The sequence below is a fragment of the Thermostichus sp. OS-CIW-29 genome (genome assembly GCF_054058195.1).
This window is the reverse complement of sequence record NZ_JBSSAB010000007.1, coordinates 66,307-87,437: the sequence shown is the minus strand read 5'-3', so window position 1 is coordinate 87,437 and position 21,131 is coordinate 66,307. Positions and strand designations below refer to the sequence as shown.

At 59.3% G+C, this 21,131-nt stretch carries 19 protein-coding genes, 1 pseudogene and 1 CRISPR repeat array; of the genes and pseudogenes, 14 read left to right on the top strand and 6 right to left on the bottom strand.

Annotated features, from left to right (window positions below):
* Positions 1 to 56: 56 nt before the first annotated feature.
* Together ACVWZJ_RS04325 and psbU are read right to left on the bottom strand one after the other, a co-directional pair.
* A complete protein-coding gene (locus tag ACVWZJ_RS04325; RefSeq protein WP_457394851.1) occupies positions 57 to 950 on the bottom strand; it encodes an Rpn family recombination-promoting nuclease/putative transposase in 894 nt (297 codons plus the stop codon).
* A gap of 51 nt (positions 951 to 1,001) precedes the next feature.
* Positions 1,002 to 1,370, bottom strand: coding sequence for a photosystem II complex extrinsic protein PsbU (gene psbU, locus ACVWZJ_RS04320; protein ID WP_041436072.1), 369 nt, complete (start codon positions 1,368 to 1,370; stop codon positions 1,002 to 1,004).
* A gap of 193 nt (positions 1,371 to 1,563) precedes the next feature.
* On the opposite strand from psbU, the gene gcvP reads away from it, so the two are divergent.
* The 10 genes from gcvP to ACVWZJ_RS04270 all read left to right on the top strand — a co-directional run bounded on the left by gcvP (position 1,564) and on the right by ACVWZJ_RS04270 (position 13,961).
* Positions 1,564 to 4,530, top strand: a complete 2,967-nt coding sequence (gene gcvP, locus ACVWZJ_RS04315; RefSeq protein WP_457394848.1) for an aminomethyl-transferring glycine dehydrogenase — start codon at positions 1,564 to 1,566, stop codon at positions 4,528 to 4,530.
* A gap of 141 nt (positions 4,531 to 4,671) precedes the next feature.
* Positions 4,672 to 5,235 (top strand): hypothetical protein, encoded by a 564-nt coding sequence (locus tag ACVWZJ_RS04310; RefSeq protein WP_457394845.1) that lies wholly within the window; start codon positions 4,672 to 4,674, stop codon positions 5,233 to 5,235.
* 2 nt (positions 5,236 to 5,237) lie between these two features.
* Complete coding sequence (locus ACVWZJ_RS04305) at positions 5,238 to 5,675, top strand: SRPBCC family protein (protein ID WP_457394842.1); 438 nt, start codon at positions 5,238 to 5,240, stop codon at positions 5,673 to 5,675.
* Between the two features lie 37 nt (positions 5,676 to 5,712).
* Complete coding sequence (locus tag ACVWZJ_RS04300) at positions 5,713 to 6,294, top strand: peroxiredoxin family protein (RefSeq protein WP_457394839.1); 582 nt, start codon at positions 5,713 to 5,715, stop codon at positions 6,292 to 6,294.
* A 45-nt stretch (positions 6,295 to 6,339) separates the two neighbouring features.
* On the top strand, positions 6,340 to 7,995 hold the full coding sequence (locus ACVWZJ_RS04295; protein WP_457394836.1) for an ABC1 kinase family protein: 1,656 nt from the start codon (positions 6,340 to 6,342) through the stop codon (positions 7,993 to 7,995).
* Positions 7,996 to 8,273: 278 nt separating this feature from the next.
* Positions 8,274 to 9,428: a CRISPR direct-repeat array (repeat unit 36 nt; unit sequence GTTCCCCCTTCGGGGGGATCCCTAGAAATTGGAAAC).
* A gap of 73 nt (positions 9,429 to 9,501) precedes the next feature.
* Positions 9,502 to 10,641 carry a cyclopropane fatty acyl phospholipid synthase gene (gene cfa, locus ACVWZJ_RS04290; protein ID WP_011431814.1) on the top strand — a complete coding sequence of 380 codons (1,140 nt, stop codon included), beginning with the start codon at positions 9,502 to 9,504 and terminating at the stop codon, positions 10,639 to 10,641.
* 97 nt (positions 10,642 to 10,738) lie between these two features.
* Complete coding sequence (locus ACVWZJ_RS04285) at positions 10,739 to 11,182, top strand: SufE family protein (RefSeq protein ID WP_011431815.1); 444 nt, start codon at positions 10,739 to 10,741, stop codon at positions 11,180 to 11,182.
* Positions 11,183 to 11,195: 13 nt separating this feature from the next.
* Entirely contained in the window at positions 11,196 to 12,317 is a 1,122-nt protein-coding gene (locus ACVWZJ_RS04280) for a metal ABC transporter solute-binding protein, Zn/Mn family (RefSeq protein ID WP_457394833.1), read from the top strand.
* Positions 12,314 to 13,114 carry a metal ABC transporter ATP-binding protein gene (locus tag ACVWZJ_RS04275; RefSeq protein ID WP_011431817.1) on the top strand — a complete coding sequence of 267 codons (801 nt, stop codon included), beginning with the start codon at positions 12,314 to 12,316 and terminating at the stop codon, positions 13,112 to 13,114. The genes ACVWZJ_RS04280 and ACVWZJ_RS04275 overlap by 4 nt, the downstream gene beginning before the upstream one ends.
* A 10-nt stretch (positions 13,115 to 13,124) precedes the next feature.
* Positions 13,125 to 13,961: a metal ABC transporter permease gene (locus ACVWZJ_RS04270; protein ID WP_011431818.1), complete on the top strand. Its 837-nt coding sequence runs from the start codon at positions 13,125 to 13,127 to the stop codon at positions 13,959 to 13,961.
* Here the strand turns inward: ACVWZJ_RS04270 and ACVWZJ_RS04265 are convergent.
* Both ACVWZJ_RS04265 and ACVWZJ_RS04260 read right to left on the bottom strand, forming a co-directional pair.
* A complete protein-coding gene (locus ACVWZJ_RS04265; RefSeq protein WP_011431819.1) occupies positions 13,930 to 14,781 on the bottom strand; it encodes a hypothetical protein in 852 nt (283 codons plus the stop codon). The two genes, ACVWZJ_RS04270 and ACVWZJ_RS04265, sit on opposite strands and share 32 nt — an antisense overlap.
* Before the next feature lie 110 nt (positions 14,782 to 14,891).
* Positions 14,892 to 15,128, bottom strand: a pseudogene (locus ACVWZJ_RS04260) (RNA-guided endonuclease InsQ/TnpB family protein); the annotation flags it as partial.
* A 173-nt stretch (positions 15,129 to 15,301) separates the two neighbouring features.
* Here ACVWZJ_RS04260 and ACVWZJ_RS04255 point away from each other — a divergent pair.
* From ACVWZJ_RS04255 to gloB, 4 genes are all read left to right on the top strand, one after another.
* Complete coding sequence (locus tag ACVWZJ_RS04255; RefSeq protein WP_011431820.1) at positions 15,302 to 15,481, top strand: 50S ribosomal protein L32; 180 nt, start codon at positions 15,302 to 15,304, stop codon at positions 15,479 to 15,481.
* Between the two features lie 111 nt (positions 15,482 to 15,592).
* Positions 15,593 to 16,009 (top strand): J domain-containing protein, encoded by a 417-nt coding sequence (locus ACVWZJ_RS04250; protein WP_414351179.1) that lies wholly within the window; start codon positions 15,593 to 15,595, stop codon positions 16,007 to 16,009.
* Positions 16,010 to 16,136: 127 nt separating this feature from the next.
* Positions 16,137 to 16,400, top strand: a complete 264-nt coding sequence (locus ACVWZJ_RS04245) for a DUF3143 domain-containing protein (protein WP_011431822.1) — start codon at positions 16,137 to 16,139, stop codon at positions 16,398 to 16,400.
* Between the two features lie 7 nt (positions 16,401 to 16,407).
* Positions 16,408 to 17,166, top strand: a complete 759-nt coding sequence (gene gloB / locus ACVWZJ_RS04240) for a hydroxyacylglutathione hydrolase (RefSeq protein ID WP_414522627.1) — start codon at positions 16,408 to 16,410, stop codon at positions 17,164 to 17,166.
* 122 nt (positions 17,167 to 17,288) lie between these two features.
* Here the strand turns inward: gloB and ACVWZJ_RS04235 are convergent, their stop codons facing one another.
* Both ACVWZJ_RS04235 and ACVWZJ_RS04230 read right to left on the bottom strand, forming a co-directional pair.
* Complete coding sequence (locus tag ACVWZJ_RS04235) at positions 17,289 to 18,476, bottom strand: MFS transporter (protein WP_457394828.1); 1,188 nt, start codon at positions 18,474 to 18,476, stop codon at positions 17,289 to 17,291.
* A 907-nt stretch (positions 18,477 to 19,383) separates the two neighbouring features.
* Complete coding sequence (locus tag ACVWZJ_RS04230) at positions 19,384 to 21,042, bottom strand: cation:proton antiporter domain-containing protein (protein WP_457394876.1); 1,659 nt, start codon at positions 21,040 to 21,042, stop codon at positions 19,384 to 19,386.
* Positions 21,043 to 21,131 lie beyond the last annotated feature (89 nt).

Below are 21,131 nucleotides of genomic sequence, written 5' to 3'. Positions count from 1 at the left end.
GATCCTAACTCACCCACAGAGTCCTGTGAGGTTGGAAAAGGCCGCGACGGCAAACCCTAGTTGGATGATGACTCCCTGAGCCATTGGATCAAATCGGCCAGGGTTTGGAAGTCCAACAGCGCTTCCGCCAAAGCCTCCAGTTGCTCGGTAGGTAAGAGGCGGATGGTTTCAGACAGGTCTTCCGGCAAAGATCCCAGCTTGCGCCGCAGTTGACTCAGAGTCAGTCGAGCTGCTTCTTGCTGCAGACCTTGCTGCAGACCTTGTTGCAGACCTTGCTCTAGGCCTTGTTTCAGGCCCTCCTCTCGCCCTTCTTTGAGGGCTTCTGCTCGCCACATCTGATAGATGGTCGATTCCCGCACAGCCAGACCTCCCAGTACCCTGCTAATTTCCTCTGGCGTCCATGTTAATCCTGCCAAAACAGCAGTGGCCGCTTTCAACTCCTGCCGCAGCTTGGGATCCTCCATCTCAGCTATGGCTCTGGCCACCTGCCGCAGACGGGGTTCTGGATTGTCCGGCTCTGCCAGTACCGCCAAGGGCAAGAGGCCTGGGTATCGGGATAGCACCTCTGGATCTTGTTCCCACAGGCGCAAGACCTCAAAGCGATGGGACAGGGATCCCCGTTGAAAAGAAGTCTGGTACACCCGTTCTGACTGGGTTTTTCTTAGGTAGATGACAATCTGCCGCACTTCCTGGGCAGGATAGCGGCGGTAGAGGCGCAGGCAGTAGTCGGCCATGCGCAAGGGAATGTCGGGATCCGGGTCGGTTTGAAACTCCAGATGCAAAATTAAGTTTTGGGCCCGCAGCAGGATAAGAGAGTCCGCGCGGATGGGCTCGGTGGACAGCTCCGTCGGCTGTAGCTGAGCCAAGGAAACAGGGGATCCCAGCAGCCACCGGGCAAAGGACTCGGGGAACCATTCCACCAAGTACTTGCAGACGTTATCGTAGGCCACAGGATCCCTTTCCTACAAAAGCCGATTCTCCCGATGGCCCCTCTGCCGAGATCAGCCGTAGTACCCTTGGTTGATGCGGTTTTCCAGTTGGTTAGCCCCTTCCTGATACTCGCCAAACACGAAGTTCTCGGCGTTGGCTTTGATCAGGGCCTTTTGCTGCTCTGTCAGGCCTGAGATCTGCAACATGTCTTCCAGGCTCTTGTAGGGGGCATTTTTCACCAGGATGCGAGCTAGGGTGGGATAGAAGCCGGGCAGTTGGCGGTAGTTGCGCAAGATGGTGTTGTTCACGTCAATCGGAGTGTCCAAGTGCTTTACCGGGGGAAGCTCTGCGGCCCTGGCCACAACAGGGATCCCCAAAGGAGCGAAGCACAGACAGAGCACTAACACCACACGAACCAAGATGGACAGCAGCCAGCGCATAGCATCACTTCTCCAAGCAGAATCCAAAAGGCTCATCTGTATAGGTTGCTAACATTCTCCGACCATCTAGTGTCTCATCCCCTCCACCCCGAATCGAGGGCCAAGACAGGATTTGGATCCCGACAGAAACAATTTTTAACAACTATGATCAGGAGACAGTCTTTCTTGCTCTCCCTTTCTCGGCTATCGCACCATGTCCGACTTGGCCCTTCTCCACTCGACTCGACTTGACCCCCCCAGCCGGGATCCATCTCCAGGGATCCCACAACCCACGCCTTCTCCGGAGCTGGAGTTGCTGGGGCAGACCGAACTCTTTCTCAGACGGCACATTGGGCCGGATGCCCGGCAAATTGGGCAGATGTTGCAAGTGTTGGAGCTGAGTTCGCTGCAGGAGCTGGTGGAGAAGGCGGTGCCGCCGGCCATTCGCAGCAGCCAGCCTTTGCAATTGGGATCCCCTTGCCCTGAGCTGCAGGTGTTGGCGGAACTGCAGGCAATGGCTGCCCAGAACCAGGTGTGGCGCTCCTTTTTGGGCATGGGCTATTTCAACACCCTGACGCCACCGGTGATTCAGCGCAGCATCCTGGAAAACCCTGCCTGGTACACCCCCTACACCCCCTACCAAGCTGAGATTGCCCAGGGACGGTTGGAAGCCCTGCTCAACTTCCAGACGATGGTGATCGACCTGACGGGGATGGAGATCGCCAATGCTTCCCTGCTGGACGAGGCCACCGCAGCCGCTGAAGCCATGGCTCTTGCCTACACCTTGGCGGGCAAGGGATCCCCGGTTTTCTGGGTGGATCGGGGCTGCCATCCCCAGACGATTGCCGTGGTACAGACGCGGGCGGAACCATTGGGAATCCAGGTGCGCATAGCCGATCCAACAGAACTCTCCCTGGAAAAGGGCTTTGGGTTACTCCTGCAATATCCCAACACCTTTGGGGAAATCCGGGACTACCGGCAGTTGGTGGAGCAGGCTCACCAGAAGGGGATGGTGGTGGCGGTGGCTGCCGACCTGCTCAGCTTAACCCTATTGCAACCCCCAGGAGAGTGGGGAGCGGACATCGTGGTGGGATCCACCCAGCGCTTCGGCGTGCCTTTGGGCTATGGCGGCCCCCATGCGGCTTACTTCGCCACCCGCGAGGCCCACAAGCGGCTGCTGCCAGGACGGCTGGTGGGGATTTCTCAGGATGCTCAAGGCAAGCCAGCCCTGCGCTTGGCGTTGCAGACCCGCGAGCAGCACATCCGGCGGGACAAGGCCACCAGCAACATCTGCACTGCCCAGGTGCTTTTGGCGGTGATGGCTTCTATGTATGCCGTCTACCACGGCCCCCGCGGCTTGCGACACATAGCCGAGCGCATCCACCGCCAGGCCCATCACTTGGCCACTGGGATCTGCCAGTTGGGTTATGAGGTGGGGCCCGAGCATTTCTTCGATACCTTCTGGGTCAAGGTAGCTTCTCCAGAGCAGGTGCAGGCGATCCAGGCCGGCGCTGCCCAGCGACAGATCAACCTCCGCCAGATCGATGACCGGACGCTGGGGATCAGCTTGGATGAGGCCACCACCACTCAGGATCTGCGGGATCTGTGGGAGATCTTTGCCGGAACCCTTCCCGGCAGCGGAACGGAGTCCTTACCGCCAGCTTGGGATCCCGACAGCCCAGAGCTGGACTTGGGCCAGAGCCTGCCGCCCCAGCTCCTGCGCACCACCCCCTACCTCACTCACCCGGTATTTAACCGTTACCACTCGGAAACCGAGCTGCTGCGCTATATCCACCGCCTGCAAAGCCGGGATCTGGCTCTCACCCATTCCATGATCCCCTTGGGCTCTTGCACCATGAAGCTGAACGCCACGGTGGAGATGATGCCGGTCACCTGGCCGGAGTTTGCCCAGCTCCATCCTTTTGTGCCCCTGGAGCAGGCCCGCGGCTACCAAGCCCTCTTTGCCCAGTTGGAAAAGATGCTGGCGGAGATCACCGGCTTTGCCGGAGTTTCTCTGCAGCCCAACGCCGGATCTCAGGGGGAATATGCCGGCCTGTTGGCCATCCGCCGCTACCACCAAGCCAGAGGGGAAGGCCGACGGCAGGTGTGCTTGATCCCCACCTCGGCCCACGGAACCAACCCGGCCAGCGCCGTGATGGCGGGGATGCAGGTGGTGAGCGTAGCTTGTGATGAAGCCGGCAATATCGACATTGAGGATCTGCGGGCCAAGGTGGAGCAGCACGGGGAGCGGCTGGCCGCCTTGATGATCACCTACCCTTCTACCCACGGCGTGTTTGAGGAAGGGATCCGCGAGATTTGCCAGATCGTCCACGAGGCGGGGGGACAGGTGTACATGGATGGGGCCAACCTCAACGCTCAGGTGGGCCTCTGCCGTCCTGCCGAGCTGGGGGCCGATGTCTGCCACCTCAACCTGCACAAGACCTTCTGCATTCCCCATGGGGGAGGTGGGCCGGGGGTAGGGCCCATTGCCGTGGCCCGCCACCTTGTGCCCTATTTGCCTGGCCATCCTGTTTTGCCCGGCTGTAACGGCCCCGTCAGCGCTGCCCCGTGGGGCAGTGCCAGCATTTTGCCCATCTCCTGGGCCTACATTCGCCTTATGGGATCCGCCGGCCTCACCCTGGCCAGCCAAGTGGCCATCCTCAACGCCAACTACATCGCCAAGCGGTTGGATCCCTACTACCCGGTGCTCTACAAGGGGCCGGGGGGGTGGGTGGCCCACGAGTGTATTTTGGATTTGCGCCCCCTGAAAAAAAGCGCTGGCATCGAGGTGGAAGATGTGGCCAAGCGCCTGATGGACTATGGCTTCCACGCCCCCACCATCTCCTGGCCGGTGGCGGGGACAATGATGGTGGAGCCCACCGAGAGCGAATCTCTGGAGGAGCTAGATCGCTTCTGCGAGGCGATGATTGCCATCCGCCAGGAGATTGCCGCCATTGAGCGAGGCGAGATGGATCCGGTGCGCAATCCCCTCAAGCTGGCCCCCCACACCGCCGAGGTGGTGGCTGCCGACCACTGGGATCGCCCCTATCCTCGCTCGGTGGCTGCCTACCCGCTCCCCTGGGTCAGATCCCACAAGTTCTGGCCCAGCGTCAGCCGCATCGACAACGCCTACGGGGATCGCCACCTGGTGTGCAGTTGTCAGCCCTGGCTCGACGAATGATGGCTGCTCTGGAACTTGGCCCAGAAAGGGAGATTGGTTGTATCCAAAGGCGGGATCCGCTATAACCAGTCAGGGATCCCTGGCCAACGGATGAGAAAAAATCCCCGTCTTGAGCGGTTCACGTCAGTGGGGCCAAGTTCTTTGCCTATTCTTACTCGGCTAACCCTGGGGCTGTTGGCGGGATCCCTCGTGGCCTGCTGCAAGATGCCTGATCCGGTTGCTCAAGAAGTGGATCAGGATCCCGTGCGGCGTCACATCGGCAAAGATGGCACGCATTTTGAGGCTTCCCTGGGGGATACCCGCGCCCTTCCCCCTCAGTTTCCCCCTCACTTGCAGTTGCCCAACGCTTCCATCATCTCTTCGGGACAGATTCGGGATCGAGAGGGGGGCCTTGCTTCCCTGATCTTGCAGACCTCTCAGCCTCTGGAGGCGATTGCCGCCTACTATCGCCGCACCCTGTGGGGCCGGGGCTGGGACATCCTCTCGGACATCGAGCAGGCCAATGGGATCCGCACCTTGGTGTTCGAGTCTCCCCCCCACCCCAAAAAGCCTCTCCAACAGGCGGTGGTGCAAGTGGGATCCCCCCGTCGCGGGCCGGATCAGGTGGAATATCGCGATATCTTGATTTTGCTGAGCACCGTATCCCCCTCTGCCACGGCAGAAGACCTCTCTGCGGCCAAGCTCGCTCCCCCAACTTTCCCCTGAGGATGCCCATCTATACCCAGTCGATTCAGATTGCGGCCAGCGTGGCCCAGGTGGATCGCTGCCTCACCGACCTGGAGTTGATGAAGCGCTGGCTCAACCCGCTGTTGGGCTGTGAGGCGGTGGGATCCCCTCTGGCGGAATTGGGCAGCCGCTACCGCTTTTTCCTTCGCCTGCCTTTCGCTTCCCCCAGCTTGGATTGCGTGATTACAGAGCGGGCAGAAGGCTTGGTGCAGTGGCAGTTTAAGGGATTTTTTGAAGGAACCGACCGCTGGGAATGCCATCCCCAGCCGGGGGGTACCCTTCTAGTCAATTGCTTCAACTTCCGCATCCCCAGTCCCTGGGTGGCGGCAGGGTTTTACCTGTTGGCAGCAGGGCCGACCCAGCAGGATATGCGGGCCCAGCTCCGACGGCTGAAGGCGGTGGCCGAGGCTTTGGGTTAGGCTGGTGGCAAGTAGTAAAGAAACGTAAAAAACTGCAATGACCAGCAACAGCGGACTGTTTAACCGTCGCTTTGCCGACAACTTCATCCCCCAACCAGCCAACACTTCTCTGGAAATCGGCCAGATTGCCCCCGATTTTGAGCTGCCGCGCGTGCAAGGGGATCCCGTGCGGCTATCGGACTACCGCGGCCAAAAGCCGGTGGTTCTGGCTTTTACTCGTATCTTCACCGAAAAGCTTTTTTGCCCTTTTTGCTACCCCCACATCCAAGAGCTGAAAGCCCGCTACGGCGAGATCCAAGCTCTGGGGGCGGAGCTGCTGATGGTCACCAGCACCGATCCGGTTCAAAGCCAGCAGATTCAAGCAGACCTGCAGCTGCCTTACCCGCTGCTGGTGGATCCCGAGTGCAAAACCTTCCGCCTCTATGGGGTTGGCCAAGCTTTGGGAGCACCCCTGCCGGCCCAGTTCGTTGTGGATCAGGAGGGCAAACTGCGCTTCAAGCATGTTTTCTCCTTTGCCCAGCCCAATGCCGATACCGATGAGGTGCTGCGGGTGTTGCGGGAGGGGCTGCAAACCGGCTGGGATGGAACCCGTAGGGTGGCCCCTATCCCCTTTTTCTAGGGATCGGGCTTCTCTGCCATTGGACTTCCAGGGAGAGAGACTGCGATGTTTGCCCGTCTGGCCCAGAGTGGGGCGCGTCAGGCCGAGATCCTGGAGGTGGTTTTGCGCCACGGTTGGGACTACATGCGCCGCTTGCTCTCTTTTGGCAAGGCTGGGGAACCCCAACTGCCCCCCCCAATGGTGCTGCGCAACATTTTGGTGGATCTGGGGCCGGTCTATGTCAAGCTGGGCCAACTGCTGAGCACCCGTCCGGACCTGTTGCCGCGAGAGTACATCGAGGCCCTCAGCACTCTGCAGGCCGACGTACCTCCTGTTCCCTGGAATGCGGTGGAGATCCTGCTGCGGCAGCAGTTGCGGCAGCCGTTGGAGCAGGTGTTCAGCAGCCTGGACACAGAGTCGGTTGCGGCGGGATCCATTGCCCAGGTCCATCGGGCTTGTCTGGTCAGCGGCGAGTGGGTAGCCCTCAAGATCCAGCGGCCTGGGCTGGAGGCGGTGGTGGAGCGGGATACGCGGCTAATCCGGGGCATTGCCGAGCTGGTGGCGCAAACGGAGTTCGGCAGGTTGGCAGATGTGGTGGCCTTGGCGGATGAGTTCTGCCGGGCCATTCAAGCAGAGCTGGACTTTACCCAAGAGGCCCGCCACACCGAGCAGCTCCGCCAACAGTTGCAAAGGGGGCGTTGGTTTGATCCGGCCCAACTGGTGGTGCCGCGCGTCTACTGGCCTCTCACCACCCCAAAGGTGTTGACGCTGGAGTGGATCGAGGGCCGGCCCTTGTTGGAGGCGGATCGCAGCGACGCGGATCCAGAAAACATCGCTCGCCTGTTGACCCGCGCCTTTTTTCAGCAGATCTGCATTGATGGCTATTTCCACGCCGATCCCCACCCCGGCAACCTCTTTTACTTGGGATCCGGTCGCGTGGCCCTGCTGGATTGCGGCATGATTGGGCGGCTGGATCCGCGTACGCAGCAGATTCTGCTGGAGCTGATGCTGGCCATTGTCAGCCTCGATGCCCAGCGCTGTGCCGAATTGACCCTGGAGTTGGCCCTGCCGGAAAGATCCGCGGCCCGCTCGCGGGAGCAGCCGGTTAGCTTGGCCCAGCTCCAAAGCGACTACGAGCGTCTGCTGCGCCAGTACTACGCCCTGAGCATTGCGGAGCTCAACTTCAGCCAGCTCTTTTCTGAGATCCTGCAGGCGGCCCGGCGCAACCAGATCCGCATTCCCGGCAATTTGGGCCTCTGTGCCAAGGCGCTGGCCAATTTGGAAGGGATCGCCCGCCAGCTCACCCCCGACTACAACCTGCCGGAGCAGCTTCGCCCCCTGATGGCGGATGTGTTTCGGGCGCAATTGCTGGGGGAGGCCCCTCTGCCTTCGCTGCTGCGCACGGCTTTGGATTTGAAAAATCTCTCTCTGCAATCGCCGCGCCAGATGGAGCTGCTGCTCAGCCGCATCACCTCGGAAACCCAGCGCTGGAACTTGACCATCCAAGAGCTGGACGGGATCCGCAGCAGCCTGGATCAGTCGGCCAACCGCCTTTCCTACAGCATTGTGGTCGGCTCTCTGATCGTCGGAGCTGCCATCATCTCGGCTCAGACGCAGCGGTTTCAGGTCTTTGGGCTGAGTGAACTCCTGTTCGGGGCGGCCAGCCTGTTGGGGCTGTGGCTTGTCATCAGCATTCTGCGCTCCGGTCGCCTGCGCGGCTAGATTGGCTGAGGTTGGCTCATCAGTGGACTCAGGGCCCTACTGCCCTTGTCTGGATCTCGATGTTTCCAAAAGAACACCAAAACGGTATCAACGCCTCCGCGAGCGATCCGCCAAAAGCCGCAAAGGCCGATTCTTTCGTTCGATCCCTCGACGCCTTGCGCCACAAGGCTTTCCGGCCCCAAAACCCCCTCGCCAAAACTCTTTTTGCCGACTTTTTTCCGGATCCCTCGCAAATGGGCCTTGCATTCCTTGCCCTGCTTGGGTTTAATAGGGGTGGAGTTCCCCCTTCGGGGGGATCCCTAGAAATTGGAAACGTGGGTATTTCAGGTAACAATGGCGCACGTATAGGTCCCTGCTGTTCCCCCTTCGGGGGGATCCCTAGAAATTGGAAACATCAAGTCCGTCTGGCCAACGGGCGTGACTTCTGGGTCAGGTTCCCCCTTCGGGGGGATCCCTAGAAATTGGAAACACGGGCAGCGACGAGTTAACCTCGTCCACCGTTGGTGTTCCCCCTTCGGGGGGATCCCTAGAAATTGGAAACGACTATTTGGATAGTCTGCCACTAGGCTGTAAGCAACAGTTCCCCCTTCGGGGGGATCCCTAGAAATTGGAAACCGTACTGTCGTCTTGGGTTGGAAGTCTGGCCCAGGCAAGTTCCCCCTTCGGGGGGATCCCTAGAAATTGGAAACTCATTGTTTCCCCCTTTCATGCGTGCGTGTGGATAAGTTGTTCCCCCTTCGGGGGGATCCCTAGAAATTGGAAACGCCCAATATAAATGCCTCTGCTAAAGCCCTCGACTTTGCCATTGTTCCCCCTTCGGGGGGATCCCTAGAAATTGGAAACAGATGGTGGTGAACCTTGCATGGATCCGCAGTGAGGTTAAGTTCCCCCTTCGGGGGGATCCCTAGAAATTGGAAACTTGGCAATTAGCAAGTGAACCAATTCAGGATGAACATCGTTCCCCCTTCGGGGGGATCCCTAGAAATTGGAAACTACCAAACTATCGGAAGAGGGGAGGGATGGCAGTAGTTAGGTTCCCCCTTCGGGGGGATCCCTAGAAATTGGAAACAGAACTACCTCTGGACTAGCTTCTTTGGTTGCTTTGTTCCCCCTTCGGGGGGATCCCTAGAAGTTGGAAACCAGAAGACGAAGTCTAGAAACAAAACGAGAGGAGTGTAGTTCCCCCTTCGGGGGGATCCCTAGAAATTGGAAACCTTCATTTGGTCAGCAATTATGCGGTTGGCTCTATCGTTCCCCCTTCGGGGGGATCCCTAGAAATTGGAAACAGGGCCAGTGCCCGTGCCCTTTTGCGTTGACGGTGGTTCCCCCTTCGGGGGGATCCCTAGAAATTGGAAACTCCCGGAGAGTGTTTAGTTAATCTATTTCTCTTAAGTAAGGTTCCCCCTTCGGGGGGATCCCTAGAAATTGGAAACAACTTGTTGGATCCCTTGCAACCTTGGGGTGTATTTGTTGAGTCAGTTTCCCTGCAGTGAGGGATCCCTAGGGATGGGGAAAGGACTCAACAGCTTGCGCTGGCTGGCGCGTCAGTATGCGCTTCGAGTTCTGGATGCTGCCGGTATAACCCTCAATGGCTCGCAACCTTGGGATATTCAAGTTCACGACGAGCGGCTATATCTGCGCTGCCTGCTCTATGGATCCCTGGGCTTTGGCGAGGCCTACATGGAGGGCTGGTGGGATTGCGAGGCCATTGATGAGTTAGTTTGTCGTCTCCTAACTGCCCAGGCACCGCAGCAGGTGGGTTGGCTAACTCAGCCCTTGCTTGGGTTGGACAGTTGCCTTATCAACCGCCAGCGGGGCAAGGGGGCATTCGTCATTGGCCAGCGCCACTACGACATTGGCAACGATCTCTATGAGGACATGCTGGATCGCCGCATGATCTACAGCTGTGCCTATTGGGATGGGGGCGCGCAAACTCTGGATGAAGCCCAAGAAGCTAAGCTTGACCTCATTGCCCGCAAGCTGGAACTCCAACCCGGCATGCGGGTGCTCGACATCGGCTGTGGCTGGGGCGGCACAGCCCAGTACCTGGCCGAACGCTACGGGGTGCAGGTTGTGGGGATTACTGTTTCCAAAGAGCAAGCCAAACTGGCCAGCGAACGCTGCCGCGGCCTGCCGGTCGAGATTCGGTTAGAAGACTATCGCCAGACCCAGGGAAAGTTTGATCGCATCCTTTCTGTCGGCATGTTTGAACATGTTGGCTACCGAAACTACCGAACGTTTATGCAGGTAGCCCGCCGCTTGTTGAACGACAATGGCTTGTTTCTTCTGCACACCATCGGCAGCAACGTGGCCTACCAGGGGCGGGATCCCTGGATTGAGCGCTACATTTTCCCCAACTCGATGCTGCCCTCGCCTCATCTGATTACTGCAGCCTTTGAGGGCTTATTTGTGCTGGAAGACTGGCACAATTTTGGGATCAATTACGTGGCCACCTTAAAAGCCTGGCACGCCAATTTCGAGCAGGCATGGCCAAAATTAGCCGACCGCTACGATGAGCGCTTTCGCCGCATGTGGCGGCTCTATCTCCTGATGAGTGCCGGTAGCTTCAAGGCCCGGGCCAGCCAACTTTGGCAACTGGTCCTCTCACCACGGGGAGTAAGTGGCGGCTATCGCTCGCTTCGGTAACGACAGTCCCAAAAGTTTGCAGGTGCCCCTGCGCCCTCGCTGAGTGGGGGTGTTATGATGAGTTTGATTATCATTCTCACTCTAGACAAGCTGAGGGATGCCCGCAGCTCTGCAGCAAATTGTCAATCGCTTCCAGAAGGCCAAGACCTCGCGGCAGAAGTATGAGCTTCTCCTAGCCTATGCCAAGCGCCTGCCACCCTTTCCCGAAGCGGAGAGGAAGGAGGAGAACCTAGTCAGAGGTTGCGCTTCGCGGGTGTGGCTGGCCACCGAGTTTAGGGAGGGCAAGGTCTACATCCAAGGAGATGCCGATGCTCAGTTGGTCAAGGGTTTGGTGGCCATTGTGGTGGAGGGGCTAAGTGGCCTAGCGCCGGAAGAGATTTTGGGGGTTTCCCCAGAGTTTGTGCGGGAGATGGGCCTCAATTTCAGCCTTAGCCCTTCCAGGAGCAACGGTCTGGTGAGCATGTTTTCTTTGCTCCAGCAGAGGGCTTTGGCTTTTCGAAGGTCGGGTTCTGCAAGTTCTGCTGTCTCTGTTGTTTTGTGAGGTATTTCTGCACATGACCGATAGGCTTAACTCTCTTCGCTCTGTTCGATCCATGCGATCGCTGGTATCTCTGGTGGCCGCTCTTTCGGTCGGGATCCTGGGCGGCTTGCACCTTCGACAGGAGGGATCCCAAGCCCAGCAGGGATCCAGCCCCCCAAAGGTGGTGACCACGATTTTGCCGATAACGCAATTTACCCGTGCTGTGGCCGGGGATCGGGCAGAAGTCACGCCACTCCTTCCCCCTCAGATGGGGCCCCACGACTTTCAGGCTCGACCTGAGGAGGTTCGTTTGCTGGCTCAGGCGGATGTGCTGGTGATCAACGGGTTGGGTATGGAAACGTTTTTGGAAGGGTTGATCGCCAGCGCTGGGAACCCCCAATTGCAAATCGTTGACAGCAGCGAAGGGATCCCAACTTTGCGGGCTGAGGAGCCAGAGCATGGGCACTCCCACGGTCACGGCCATGGACACTCTCATGGACACAGTCACGGCCATTCTCACGGGCATGGCCATGGCCACTCTCATGGGCACAGCCACGGCGAGTTTAACCCCCACATTTGGCTGGATCCCAGGCGGGCCATTCAGCAGGTGGAAAATATTCGTGATGGCCTCATCTCTGTAGATCCGGCGGGGGCAGAGATCTACCAGGCCAATGCGGCTGCTTTTATCGAGAAGCTCAAGGCTTTGGATGAGGAGATTGCCGCTCGGCTAGCTCCCTTTGCCGGAAGAAGCTTTGTGGTCTTCCACGACTTTGCCCCCTATTTTGCCGAGCGCTACAACCTCAAAGCCGAGTTCTTGGTGGAGATCCCAGAGGCCAATCCTTCTCCAGAAGATGTGCGACGGGTGATGGAGACGGTGCGGGAGTCGGGCCTGAAGACCATCTTGGTGGAACCTCAGGTGGGAGACAACAACCCCTTCCAGATCTTGGCCAGGGATTTGGGGGTGGAAGTGCGGGTTTTCGATCCCATCGAAACCGCTGGCCCTGAGGGGATCGAGCCGGAATATTACCTGACCATCCTGCGGCAAAACGTGGAGAACCTGGTCTCCGCCTTTGAGAAGGAGACAGCCTTCCTGCCCCTGCAATTGCCGCTGCTGGGCCAAGCTGCTCTCGAACACCTGCTGGCGAGGGGGCGGTGATCTCCTGCTCCGGCGAGGTTGTCCTGCGCGTCGAGGGGCTGACGGTCTATCGGGGATCCCAGTTGGCGGTGCAAAATGTGTCGTTTGAGCTGAGGGCGGGATCCCATACGGCGGTTGTTGGCCCCAATGGAGCCGGCAAAAGTACCTTGGTACAGGCGATTTTGGGGATCCTGCCGCGGCAGTGCGGCTCGGTTTGGATTCTGGGAGAGCCGGTGCGCCTGTCCGGCTATTTGCCCCCCTCGGTGCGGCAGCAGGTGGCTTACGTGCCCCAACGTTTTCAGTTCAATCCTGGGATCCCCATGGTGGTGGAGGAGTTTGTGGCTTTGGGTTGGGGGGCGTTGCAACCCCGCTGGCCCTGGCAGCAGCGCTCTGCTCGGCAGCAGGCGGTGCAAGAGGCGCTGGAACGAGCCGGCGCATCCCACCTGTCCTCCAAGGCTCTGGGCCAGCTCAGCGGCGGGGAGCTGAAACGGGTGCTGTTGGCCTATTGCTTGGCTTGGCCGCGGCGGCTGCTTATCCTCGACGAGGCACCGGCAGGCTTAGATACGCTCAGCGAGGGGGAGTTTTACCGGCTCCTGGAAGAGCTGCGCCAATCTCTGGGCTGGACCATTTTGCAGATCTCCCATGATCTGGAAATGGTGTCTTGCTATTGCGACCGCGTGCTGTGCCTCAACCAATCCCTCATCTGCCAGGGATCCCCCCAGGTGGCTTTGGCACCAGAAGTGCTGAGCCGGGTTTATGGGCCTGTTCGCGACAGCGGTGCGGAGCACCATTTTGTCCGCTACATCCACCGTCACTGAGGGGAAGGCGATGTTGGAGGGCTGGGTGCGGGTAGTGGAGCTGTTGCAGTTGCCCTTTATGCAGCGGGCCATGCTGGGTGGGATCCTCACCGGCATGACAGGTGGGCTGCTGGGCAGTTTTGTTATTCTGCGGCAACTGTCGTTTTTTAGCGATGCCCTGGGGCATTCGGCTCTGCTGGGGATTGTTTTGGGAGTGCTGCTGGGGCTGAATCCCACCGTGGTGTTGATGGTGTTTGGGGTGGGATTTGCTTTGGGCGTCACCTTTGTCTTGGAGCGCACTCAACTGTCGGCGGATGCGGTGCTGAACATCATCTACTCTTCCTCTTTGGCGCTGGCCGTTATCGCCCTCAGCTTGCTGCCCGGCTATCGGGGCAACCTCAACCAGTTGTTGTTTGGGGAGATTTTGGGGATCAGCCCGGCAGCCCTGTGGACGAGCGGGATCCTCTTGCTGATCAGCTCGGCCTATGTGGGATTGACTTTGCCCTCCCAAATGTTGCTGACCCTGGATGAGCCGCTGGCGCGGGCGCGGGGGGTTCAGGTGGGCTGGCAGAAGCTGGCTTTTGTGGTGTTGCTGGCTGTGGTGGTGGCCCTGGCGATTCGCTCGGTGGGGGTGTTGCTGGTGAGCGCTTTTGTGGTCATCCCGGCCTCGACAGCACGGATGTTGGGATCCCGCTTTACAACCTATGTGCTGCTGGCCATAGGTATTGGGGGACTGAGCGCGGTGCTGGGGATGATCGCCTCGGCAACCTTCAACCTGCCCTCCGGCCCCAGCATTGTTGCCACCCAGTTGCTCTTTTTTCTCCTAGCTATGGCGCTCAAGGGGGTGTCGCAACTCCTGCAGCTCTAGCTAGCGGCAATCCAAGAGCTCTCTCGGGCAGCGGCTTTTCCTGCAGAAGCTGGCCAAACAGGCGGCGATAGCTCTCTGGAAAGACCTGCCCGCTGAGGGTGGGCTGCTCGTAGACGCGCTTGAGGGTGTTGAGATCCCGCTTGGTAATGTTGGGCACCCGCAACACCCGCCGATTGCCGGTAGCCGCCGCATGGTGTCCGCCATACATCAGATCCCGCAGGTTCGGGCTATGGCCCCACAGCCCCAGCCCATGCCCGATCTCGTGTCGGGCCACCGCCGTTATTTCGGCCAACCCCTGTCCTTCTGCAATGACGATGCGCACCCGCTGCTGCAAAGAGCCATCGGAGGCGAAGAAAAACTCCGGGCGGGCCGCCCCAGCCACCCCGCCGCCAATAGGAGGAACGCGGTAAATGCTCATCCCGTAGAAAGCCTCCTCCTCTTTGGCCACCACCTTGAGCGGGATGTAGGCCGACCACTCCTTCACCGCTTGCTCCACGGAGGCCTTCCACTGGGGGTGATCCCCTTGGATGTAGATAGGGACGGGATAGAAGGCCCACTGGGCATAGGCTCCACCTGGCAAAAGCGGCTCGATTTCCTCAAAGTAGTCTCCCACCGCCTTGTCGTAGGCGTAGCGATCCAGGCCGGGGGGAAGTTTGAGCCGCATCGGCTGCGGCAGTTCTCCGGCTTGAGTTTGAGCCTGGGCTTGCAGGGCTTCAATGCCAAAAAAGTGGGGAACCGGCAGGGATCCCCTGCCCCCCACTGCCAGGACGAGGAGCATCGTCCAGCCGAGGATGCAAAGCTGTAGAATGCGCCGCCGCATCAAAGCCGCCCTTTCGCCCTTGTCTTTCTACAAGGTTAGTGGCTCAGAAAGCAAGTGTCGTTCGTTTGACATCCTCCCCGGCCTGAAGGCTGGAGATTCCTACCACGCTGCGCATGGATGGCTCCTTGCGCAGTCGTCTCGGCGGGTTCCTGCTTCCGACCGCCCGTGCAGTTCGATCCACAGGCCATCCGGGCTGACACGGGTGGTTCACCCACCCGCATCCCGACCGCAGCGTCGGCCGTGTCCTGCCCTTCGTCTCGCAACAGCTGTATCCCGCGAGCAAGGATGTTGATGGCACCGACCAGAAAGGCCTCCGGCCCGCTGCCGCGATCGGCGTTATTCTCATAACTGCGTTTTTAAAGGGCGTCGGCTACGGTCGGCGCTATCCTTCCCTGCCCTGAAGGACGGGGCTTGCCGCGCCTTTTGGTCAACCACTGATAGGCTACTTGCCTGAATAAAGCTGGGATCGGCAGCGCAGCCTCAATGCTAGCCTAGTAAGGCTGTGTTTTTGTGCGAAGCCATGCCTGTTCCTAAGAAGAAAACTTCTAAAGCCCGCAGTCGCAGGCGCTACGCCGTCTGGCTGGGCAAAGCTAAGCTCCAGGCCCAGCGAGCCATGACCATTGGGCGCGCCATTCTCAGCGGTCGCAACACCGGTTTCTACTATCCCAAAGCTAAGTCTGAAGAGGATGAGGAAGAATAGAGGCTTGCTGCAGGGATCCCGGTGTCTGCGCGAGTGATTACACTGGACTAGAGCTGTGCTCCCCTGAAAGCGGTTTTGCTGCCCCTGTAGTCTTGCTCCTCCATAGGTTGCATGCGCTCCTTGACTTCCCTCACCTACTACCAACGGCTGGGTCTGTCTCCAGGGGCATCTCCTGAGGCCATCCGGCGGGCCTACCGGCAATTGAGCAAGCGCTACCATCCCGATACTTCTCCCCTGGCTCCGGAAGTGGCCATTCGCTGCTTCCAAGAGTTGCAGGAGGCCTACCTTGTCCTTAGCAACCCGGCGAAACGGGCCATCTACGATGCCAGCTTACGGGCGGTGACCGCCAACACGGGATCTCTGGGCATGCCGGGATCCCTTGGTGCCGATTCTCTAGAGCTGCGTATGGAAACCCGCCCACTTTCGGCTGGCGAGCTGTGTGCCCTGTTGCTGATGGGATCCACCCTAGTCGTGTGTTTGCTACTGGCAGGTGTCCTCGCTTGGCTGCGAGAGAGTGGGGCAAGCTGATTCTGCGAGCATTTCCTGCCCTCTTCGGTAGGACATTGGGATCGAGTTTTCGGATTCTGGATCAGGAGTGCTTGAATGAACATAGCCCGTTGACTCTAGGGTTTGATTGCTTTTCTTGAATCTCGCCATGCCTTTGCCTCCTGCAACCACGCCCCTGTACAATCACCCGCTCCACACCATCGAACGCTGGCTGGAGGATCAGGGCTGCACCCGCGATCCGCAGGATGTGGAGCAGTGGTTTTGCGAACGGCCTGGCTGGAAAGCCATTTTGCGCCTGGAAGAAACCAGCATTTGGGTGCGATACACCTACCCAGACGGCAACACGAAAACTTTATCTTTTCCCTATTCCCTCAGCCGGCAAGACGTAGAACAGGCCATTTTTGAGAGTTAGCCGAGCCATGCGCGTTCTCCAGTTGCCTGCCCTGCGCGATAACTACATCTACCTGCTCCACAATCCCGACACTGCAACAGCAGCCGTGGTGGATCCGGCAGTGGCTGAGCCCGTGTTGGAAAAGCTGGCCGAGCTGGGGGCGGAGTTGGTGGCCATTTTCAACACCCACCACCACCACGACCACGTGGGGGGCAACCGACAGCTTTTGGAGCGCTATCCCCGTGCCAGAGTCTATGGCAGCCAGGTGGATCGGGGGCGGATCCCTGGCCAGACGGTGGAGCTCAAGGCAGGGGAAACAGTGGAGTTTGCGGGTCGGCTAGCAAAGGTGCTGTTTGTGCCCGGCCATACCCGCGGCCATATTGCCTACTACTTTTCCGAGAGTGGGGATCTCTTCTGTGGCGATACCCTGTTTGCCGGGGGATGCGGGCGGCTGTTTGAAGGCACGCCGGAGCAGATGGTGGGATCCCTGGATCAACTGCGGCAGTTGCCGGAAGCCACACGGGTGTGGTGTGCCCACGAATACACCTTGAACAATCTCAGGTTTGCCCTGACAGTGGATGGAGACAACCCCGACCTGCAGGCGCGTTATCAGCAGGTGGCTGCCCTGCGCCAATCGGGATCCCCAACAGTACCCAGCACTATGGGCGAGGAACGCCGCACCAATCCCTTCTTGCGTTGGGATCAGCCGGCTTTGCAGGCAGCCACCGGAGCTCAGGATCCGGTGCGGGTTTTTGCCCGGCTGCGCGGTATGAAGGATCAGTTCTGAAAATCGGGTTCTGACAAAAGCTCCTGGAGGTGGCCCAAAACCTGAGGGGATGGTGCTCCTCACCACTAGCACAAACGAAACCCCCGAAGAGCTGCACCGTAATCTGGTGCAGGGGCTTTTCATCAGCCCACCTCGGCCTGCCTCCTGGACACTAGAGCCAGCAGGATAGCCGCCCCCAGCCCTTGAGTGACTACCGAAAAGAGCACTAAGCCAGTCAGGGAGAAATCGTAAAGCACCCCCATCAGGGCGCTGCCCACAAACCAAGCCAATCCATAGACACTGGTAAACAGGCCAAAGGCAAAGCCCCTCGTCTCGGGAGCTACCATACCGGCCACCGCCGCCTTCATGATGGATTCTTGGGCCCCCAAACCAATCCCCCAGAGCACCATGCCCAGCACCGTCAGAGCATAGGTACCGGAAAAGGCCAGCGGCGCAAATCCAGCCGATACCGCCACCGCTCCCAGCAGGCTCCACAGCCCCACGCGGTCAAACAGCCAGCCACAGCCCAGGGCTGCTAGGGCATCCACCCCCATGGCCAGGGCATAGAGCAAAGGGATCCCTGCCCCATCGCTCCCTGACTGTTGTTGCAGATGCAGGGCAATGAGGGGAAAATCCGCAAACCCCATAGCCACACAGGCTGCTGCCAAAAGATACAGCCAGAAAACTCTGGGCAAGCCTTTTGCCGAGGTCATCTCCGGCTCCGGCTCGAAGTCTCGTGGGCTGGGATAGAGCCATTGCGCCAGCCCCAAAACCCCCAGTCCTATTGCCGCCGGGATCCCCAAGGCCAAAAACCCACCCCGGAAGCCATATCCCGCTCCTAGCATGGCTGCCACCAGCAGCGGCCCTGCCACTGCCCCAATTTGATCTAGGGTCTCATGCAGGCCAAACCCCAAGCCCCGTCCCACCTGCAGGGCTGCATGAGAAAGCAACACGTCCCGCGGCGGGGTGCGGATCCCTTTGCCGGTCCGCTCGGCCAAGAGCAGCACGGCGGCCCAAGGCCAACTGCCCACCCAGGCCAAAGCCGGGATCACCGCCGTGTTGATGACATAGCCCAAGGTGGTGAGCTGCCAGTGCCCCCGACTGCGGTGCAAGGGATCCCTGCCCAGCTGGTCGCTCCAATAGCCCACCCCTAACCGCAAGCCATAGGCCAATAGCTCCCCCCCGCCGGCCACCAGGCCCACCACCGTGCCGCTGGCCCCTAGGGATCCCAAAAAAGCCCCAGAAATGCTGCGGGCTCCTTCGTAGGTGGCATCGGCACACAAGCTCACAATGCCGAGGAGGAGAATAAAGCGCCAGGCAGAGGGAGACATAGTCAGCAACCGCTTGGTCGAGGCTGGCCAAATAGCTGGAGAAAGGGACAGGAGCTGCTCGCTCCCAAGAGGGCTCCCTATCTAGCAGCTCTAGCTACAGAGTAGCCGAGGGAGGTTCTCAAATCTTGCAAGTCCATCAAGGTCTTGCACTCCTTGCCCTGTCTAGGTTTAATAGGAGCGGGTGATGTTTTCCTCCAAGAACTCCTGCCCGAAGGAGCCAAGAAATGGCCAACAAAAGGATGGCTTTGAAGTTAATTTTCAACCTTTTGGGTAGCTGCCTAATCTCAATGGCCGTTGCAGGGGCAAGTACGACAATAGATAAACGGGCAATCTTAAATGCCGAATATCTCATAGCCACTCTGGATGGAGTAGAGCGGATTCGTTTTCAGAACGGAGAGTATCAACGAGGTTCTAGTGTCTTTCAGGAAGGGTTCCTAGTGGCAAAGCTCCAAGACCTAAAATTTAGCGACCTCAATAACGACGGGTTTCAGGATGTTGTTGCCATTGCAGCAAGCAATACAGGAGGATCCGCTAGTTGGATTAGCTTGTCAGGACTACTAGGTGGCCAAAAACTTGTGCCCTTGGAGCCTGTATTTCTAGGAGACAGAGTTGTAGTTAGTAACATTTCAATTGAGAAAGGCTCTCGAGGGAGTGCTCAGGTTTGCCTGGATATGCTGGTTCACGGGCCTAACGATGGCATGTGTTGCCCTACCAAGAAAGAGAGAAGATGTTTCGTGCTTTCTGAGAGGAGATGGATACCTCGTAAGTAAAGAAGCTACTGACCTCCTCGCAACTCCCAGCGAGCTAGAGTTTTCAACGTAAGTCAAACGTATTCATGCCCAGCGTAGTTTAGTGTTCCCTTGATTAGGGTCTCGCCCGGGATCCAAAGTTGGTCCTGGGGTAATCCCTACTTTGAGTCCTCCCCTCTTGACAAGCTAGAGAGGCTAGTCTGCCGCTCATCCCGAGGAAGCTCCACCAAAATGACAGGGATGGAGCTGGTTTCCAGCACCGCCTGGGAGGTAGATCCCACCAAAACCTGCTCCCAGCCGCGGTGGCCCCGCTTGCCCATGACGATGTCGGTTACCTGCCGCTCCTGGGCTATGTTTACAATGGTCTCCGCCAAGGGCCCGGAAGCCAGGCAGAACTGGTGGCGAATGTCCGCCAAAAGACGCTGGGTGAGTTGCCGCAACAGTTCTACCCCTTTCCCCTGCGGCTTATCGGTAACATGCAACACAATCACTTCCCCATCCACCCGCCGCGCCAAATCGGCCACCTTGCGCAGCACGGCTTCGGCCAAAGGGGAGGTGTCCACCGCTGCCAAAAAGCTCACCTTGCCCTGGCTGCCTACCTTGGTGGGATCCACCTCTCCTTTTTCCAAAAGCCGGGGGGCGCAAACCTGGGTCAGCCAAGCACCCAGGGGGGCCGTGACCAAAATCGACAGAGCCGCCAAAGCCAAAATGATCTCCCCACCGGGGATCCCTTGGGCCAAAGGGATCCCACCAATAGCCGCCTGCACCGTCGCCTTGGCCATGTTGCCCGGTAGCAAAAACAGCCGCTCCCGCCCGTTCCAATTGCTTCCCAGAGTGGAAAGCCACCAACCCAGGCCCCGCCCCAGCAGCAGACTCAAGGTCAAGAGCAGCAAGCCCGGCCAAAACACGGATCCCAGCACCCCCAGATCCAGCGACGCTCCCAGTAGCACAAACAACACGATCTCCGCCACCGTCCAGAGGGCATCGAACCCACCCCGCAGCCGCCGCGCCAAAGGGGCATCCAGCTCAATCAGAAAAAACCCCATGGCCATCACCGCCAGATAGCCGGAAAAATAGGGCCACACCTGCGGCGCCAGCACCAAGCCCAAGGCCATGCAGGCAGCCAGCAGCACTTCCTGCACGCTGTTGCGAGTCCAGTTTTGTTGGGTTAGCAGCGACACCAGAACCCGCGCCCCCAGGTAGCCTATGGCTATGCCCAGCAGGATCTCCATCCCCACTTGGAACGGCAGCCACTGCAGCGGCGATAGCTCCAGCCCCAGCAGGCGAACGCTCTCTGCAGAGCCCTGGCCCAAAAAGCTGAGCAACAGGCTAAACCCTAAGAGCAGCAGCACATCGGAAAGGGCGCTGCCGGTCAAAATAGCATCCGGGATCCCCTTGGCCACCCCCCAGCCCAGGCTTTTGAGGCGCAACATCTCCGGCACGATCACGGCTGGCGACTCCGCCCCAATCACGCAGCCCAACAGCAAACCGGTAGGCCAGTCCAACCCCAGGATCCAGGTGCTCAACAGGGCCACCGCCACCGCCTCGCAGGCTGCCGGCAAAAACCCCAGCCGCAACGCCACGGATCCCTGCTGGGCCAGCTTCTCCCGATCCATCCCCAGGCCCGCCTTCATCAAAATGATCATCACCGCCACCACCCGCAGATCCCCCGCCGCTGCCAGCACCTCCGGGGATAGGACATCTCCCAGCAAGATCCCCACGAGGATCATCCCCAGCAGGGGGGGCATCCCCAACCGACCCACGATCTGGCCGACAAAAAAGCCCATGACCAGGATCCACAGCCAACTGCCCAGCATCAACAGATCCTCTCTCCTTGCCGTGTTGAAGGGCAACTCAGGGGGGAGAGCCTCTGGGGAGTGCGGACGCAAAGCCAAAAACTCCTACC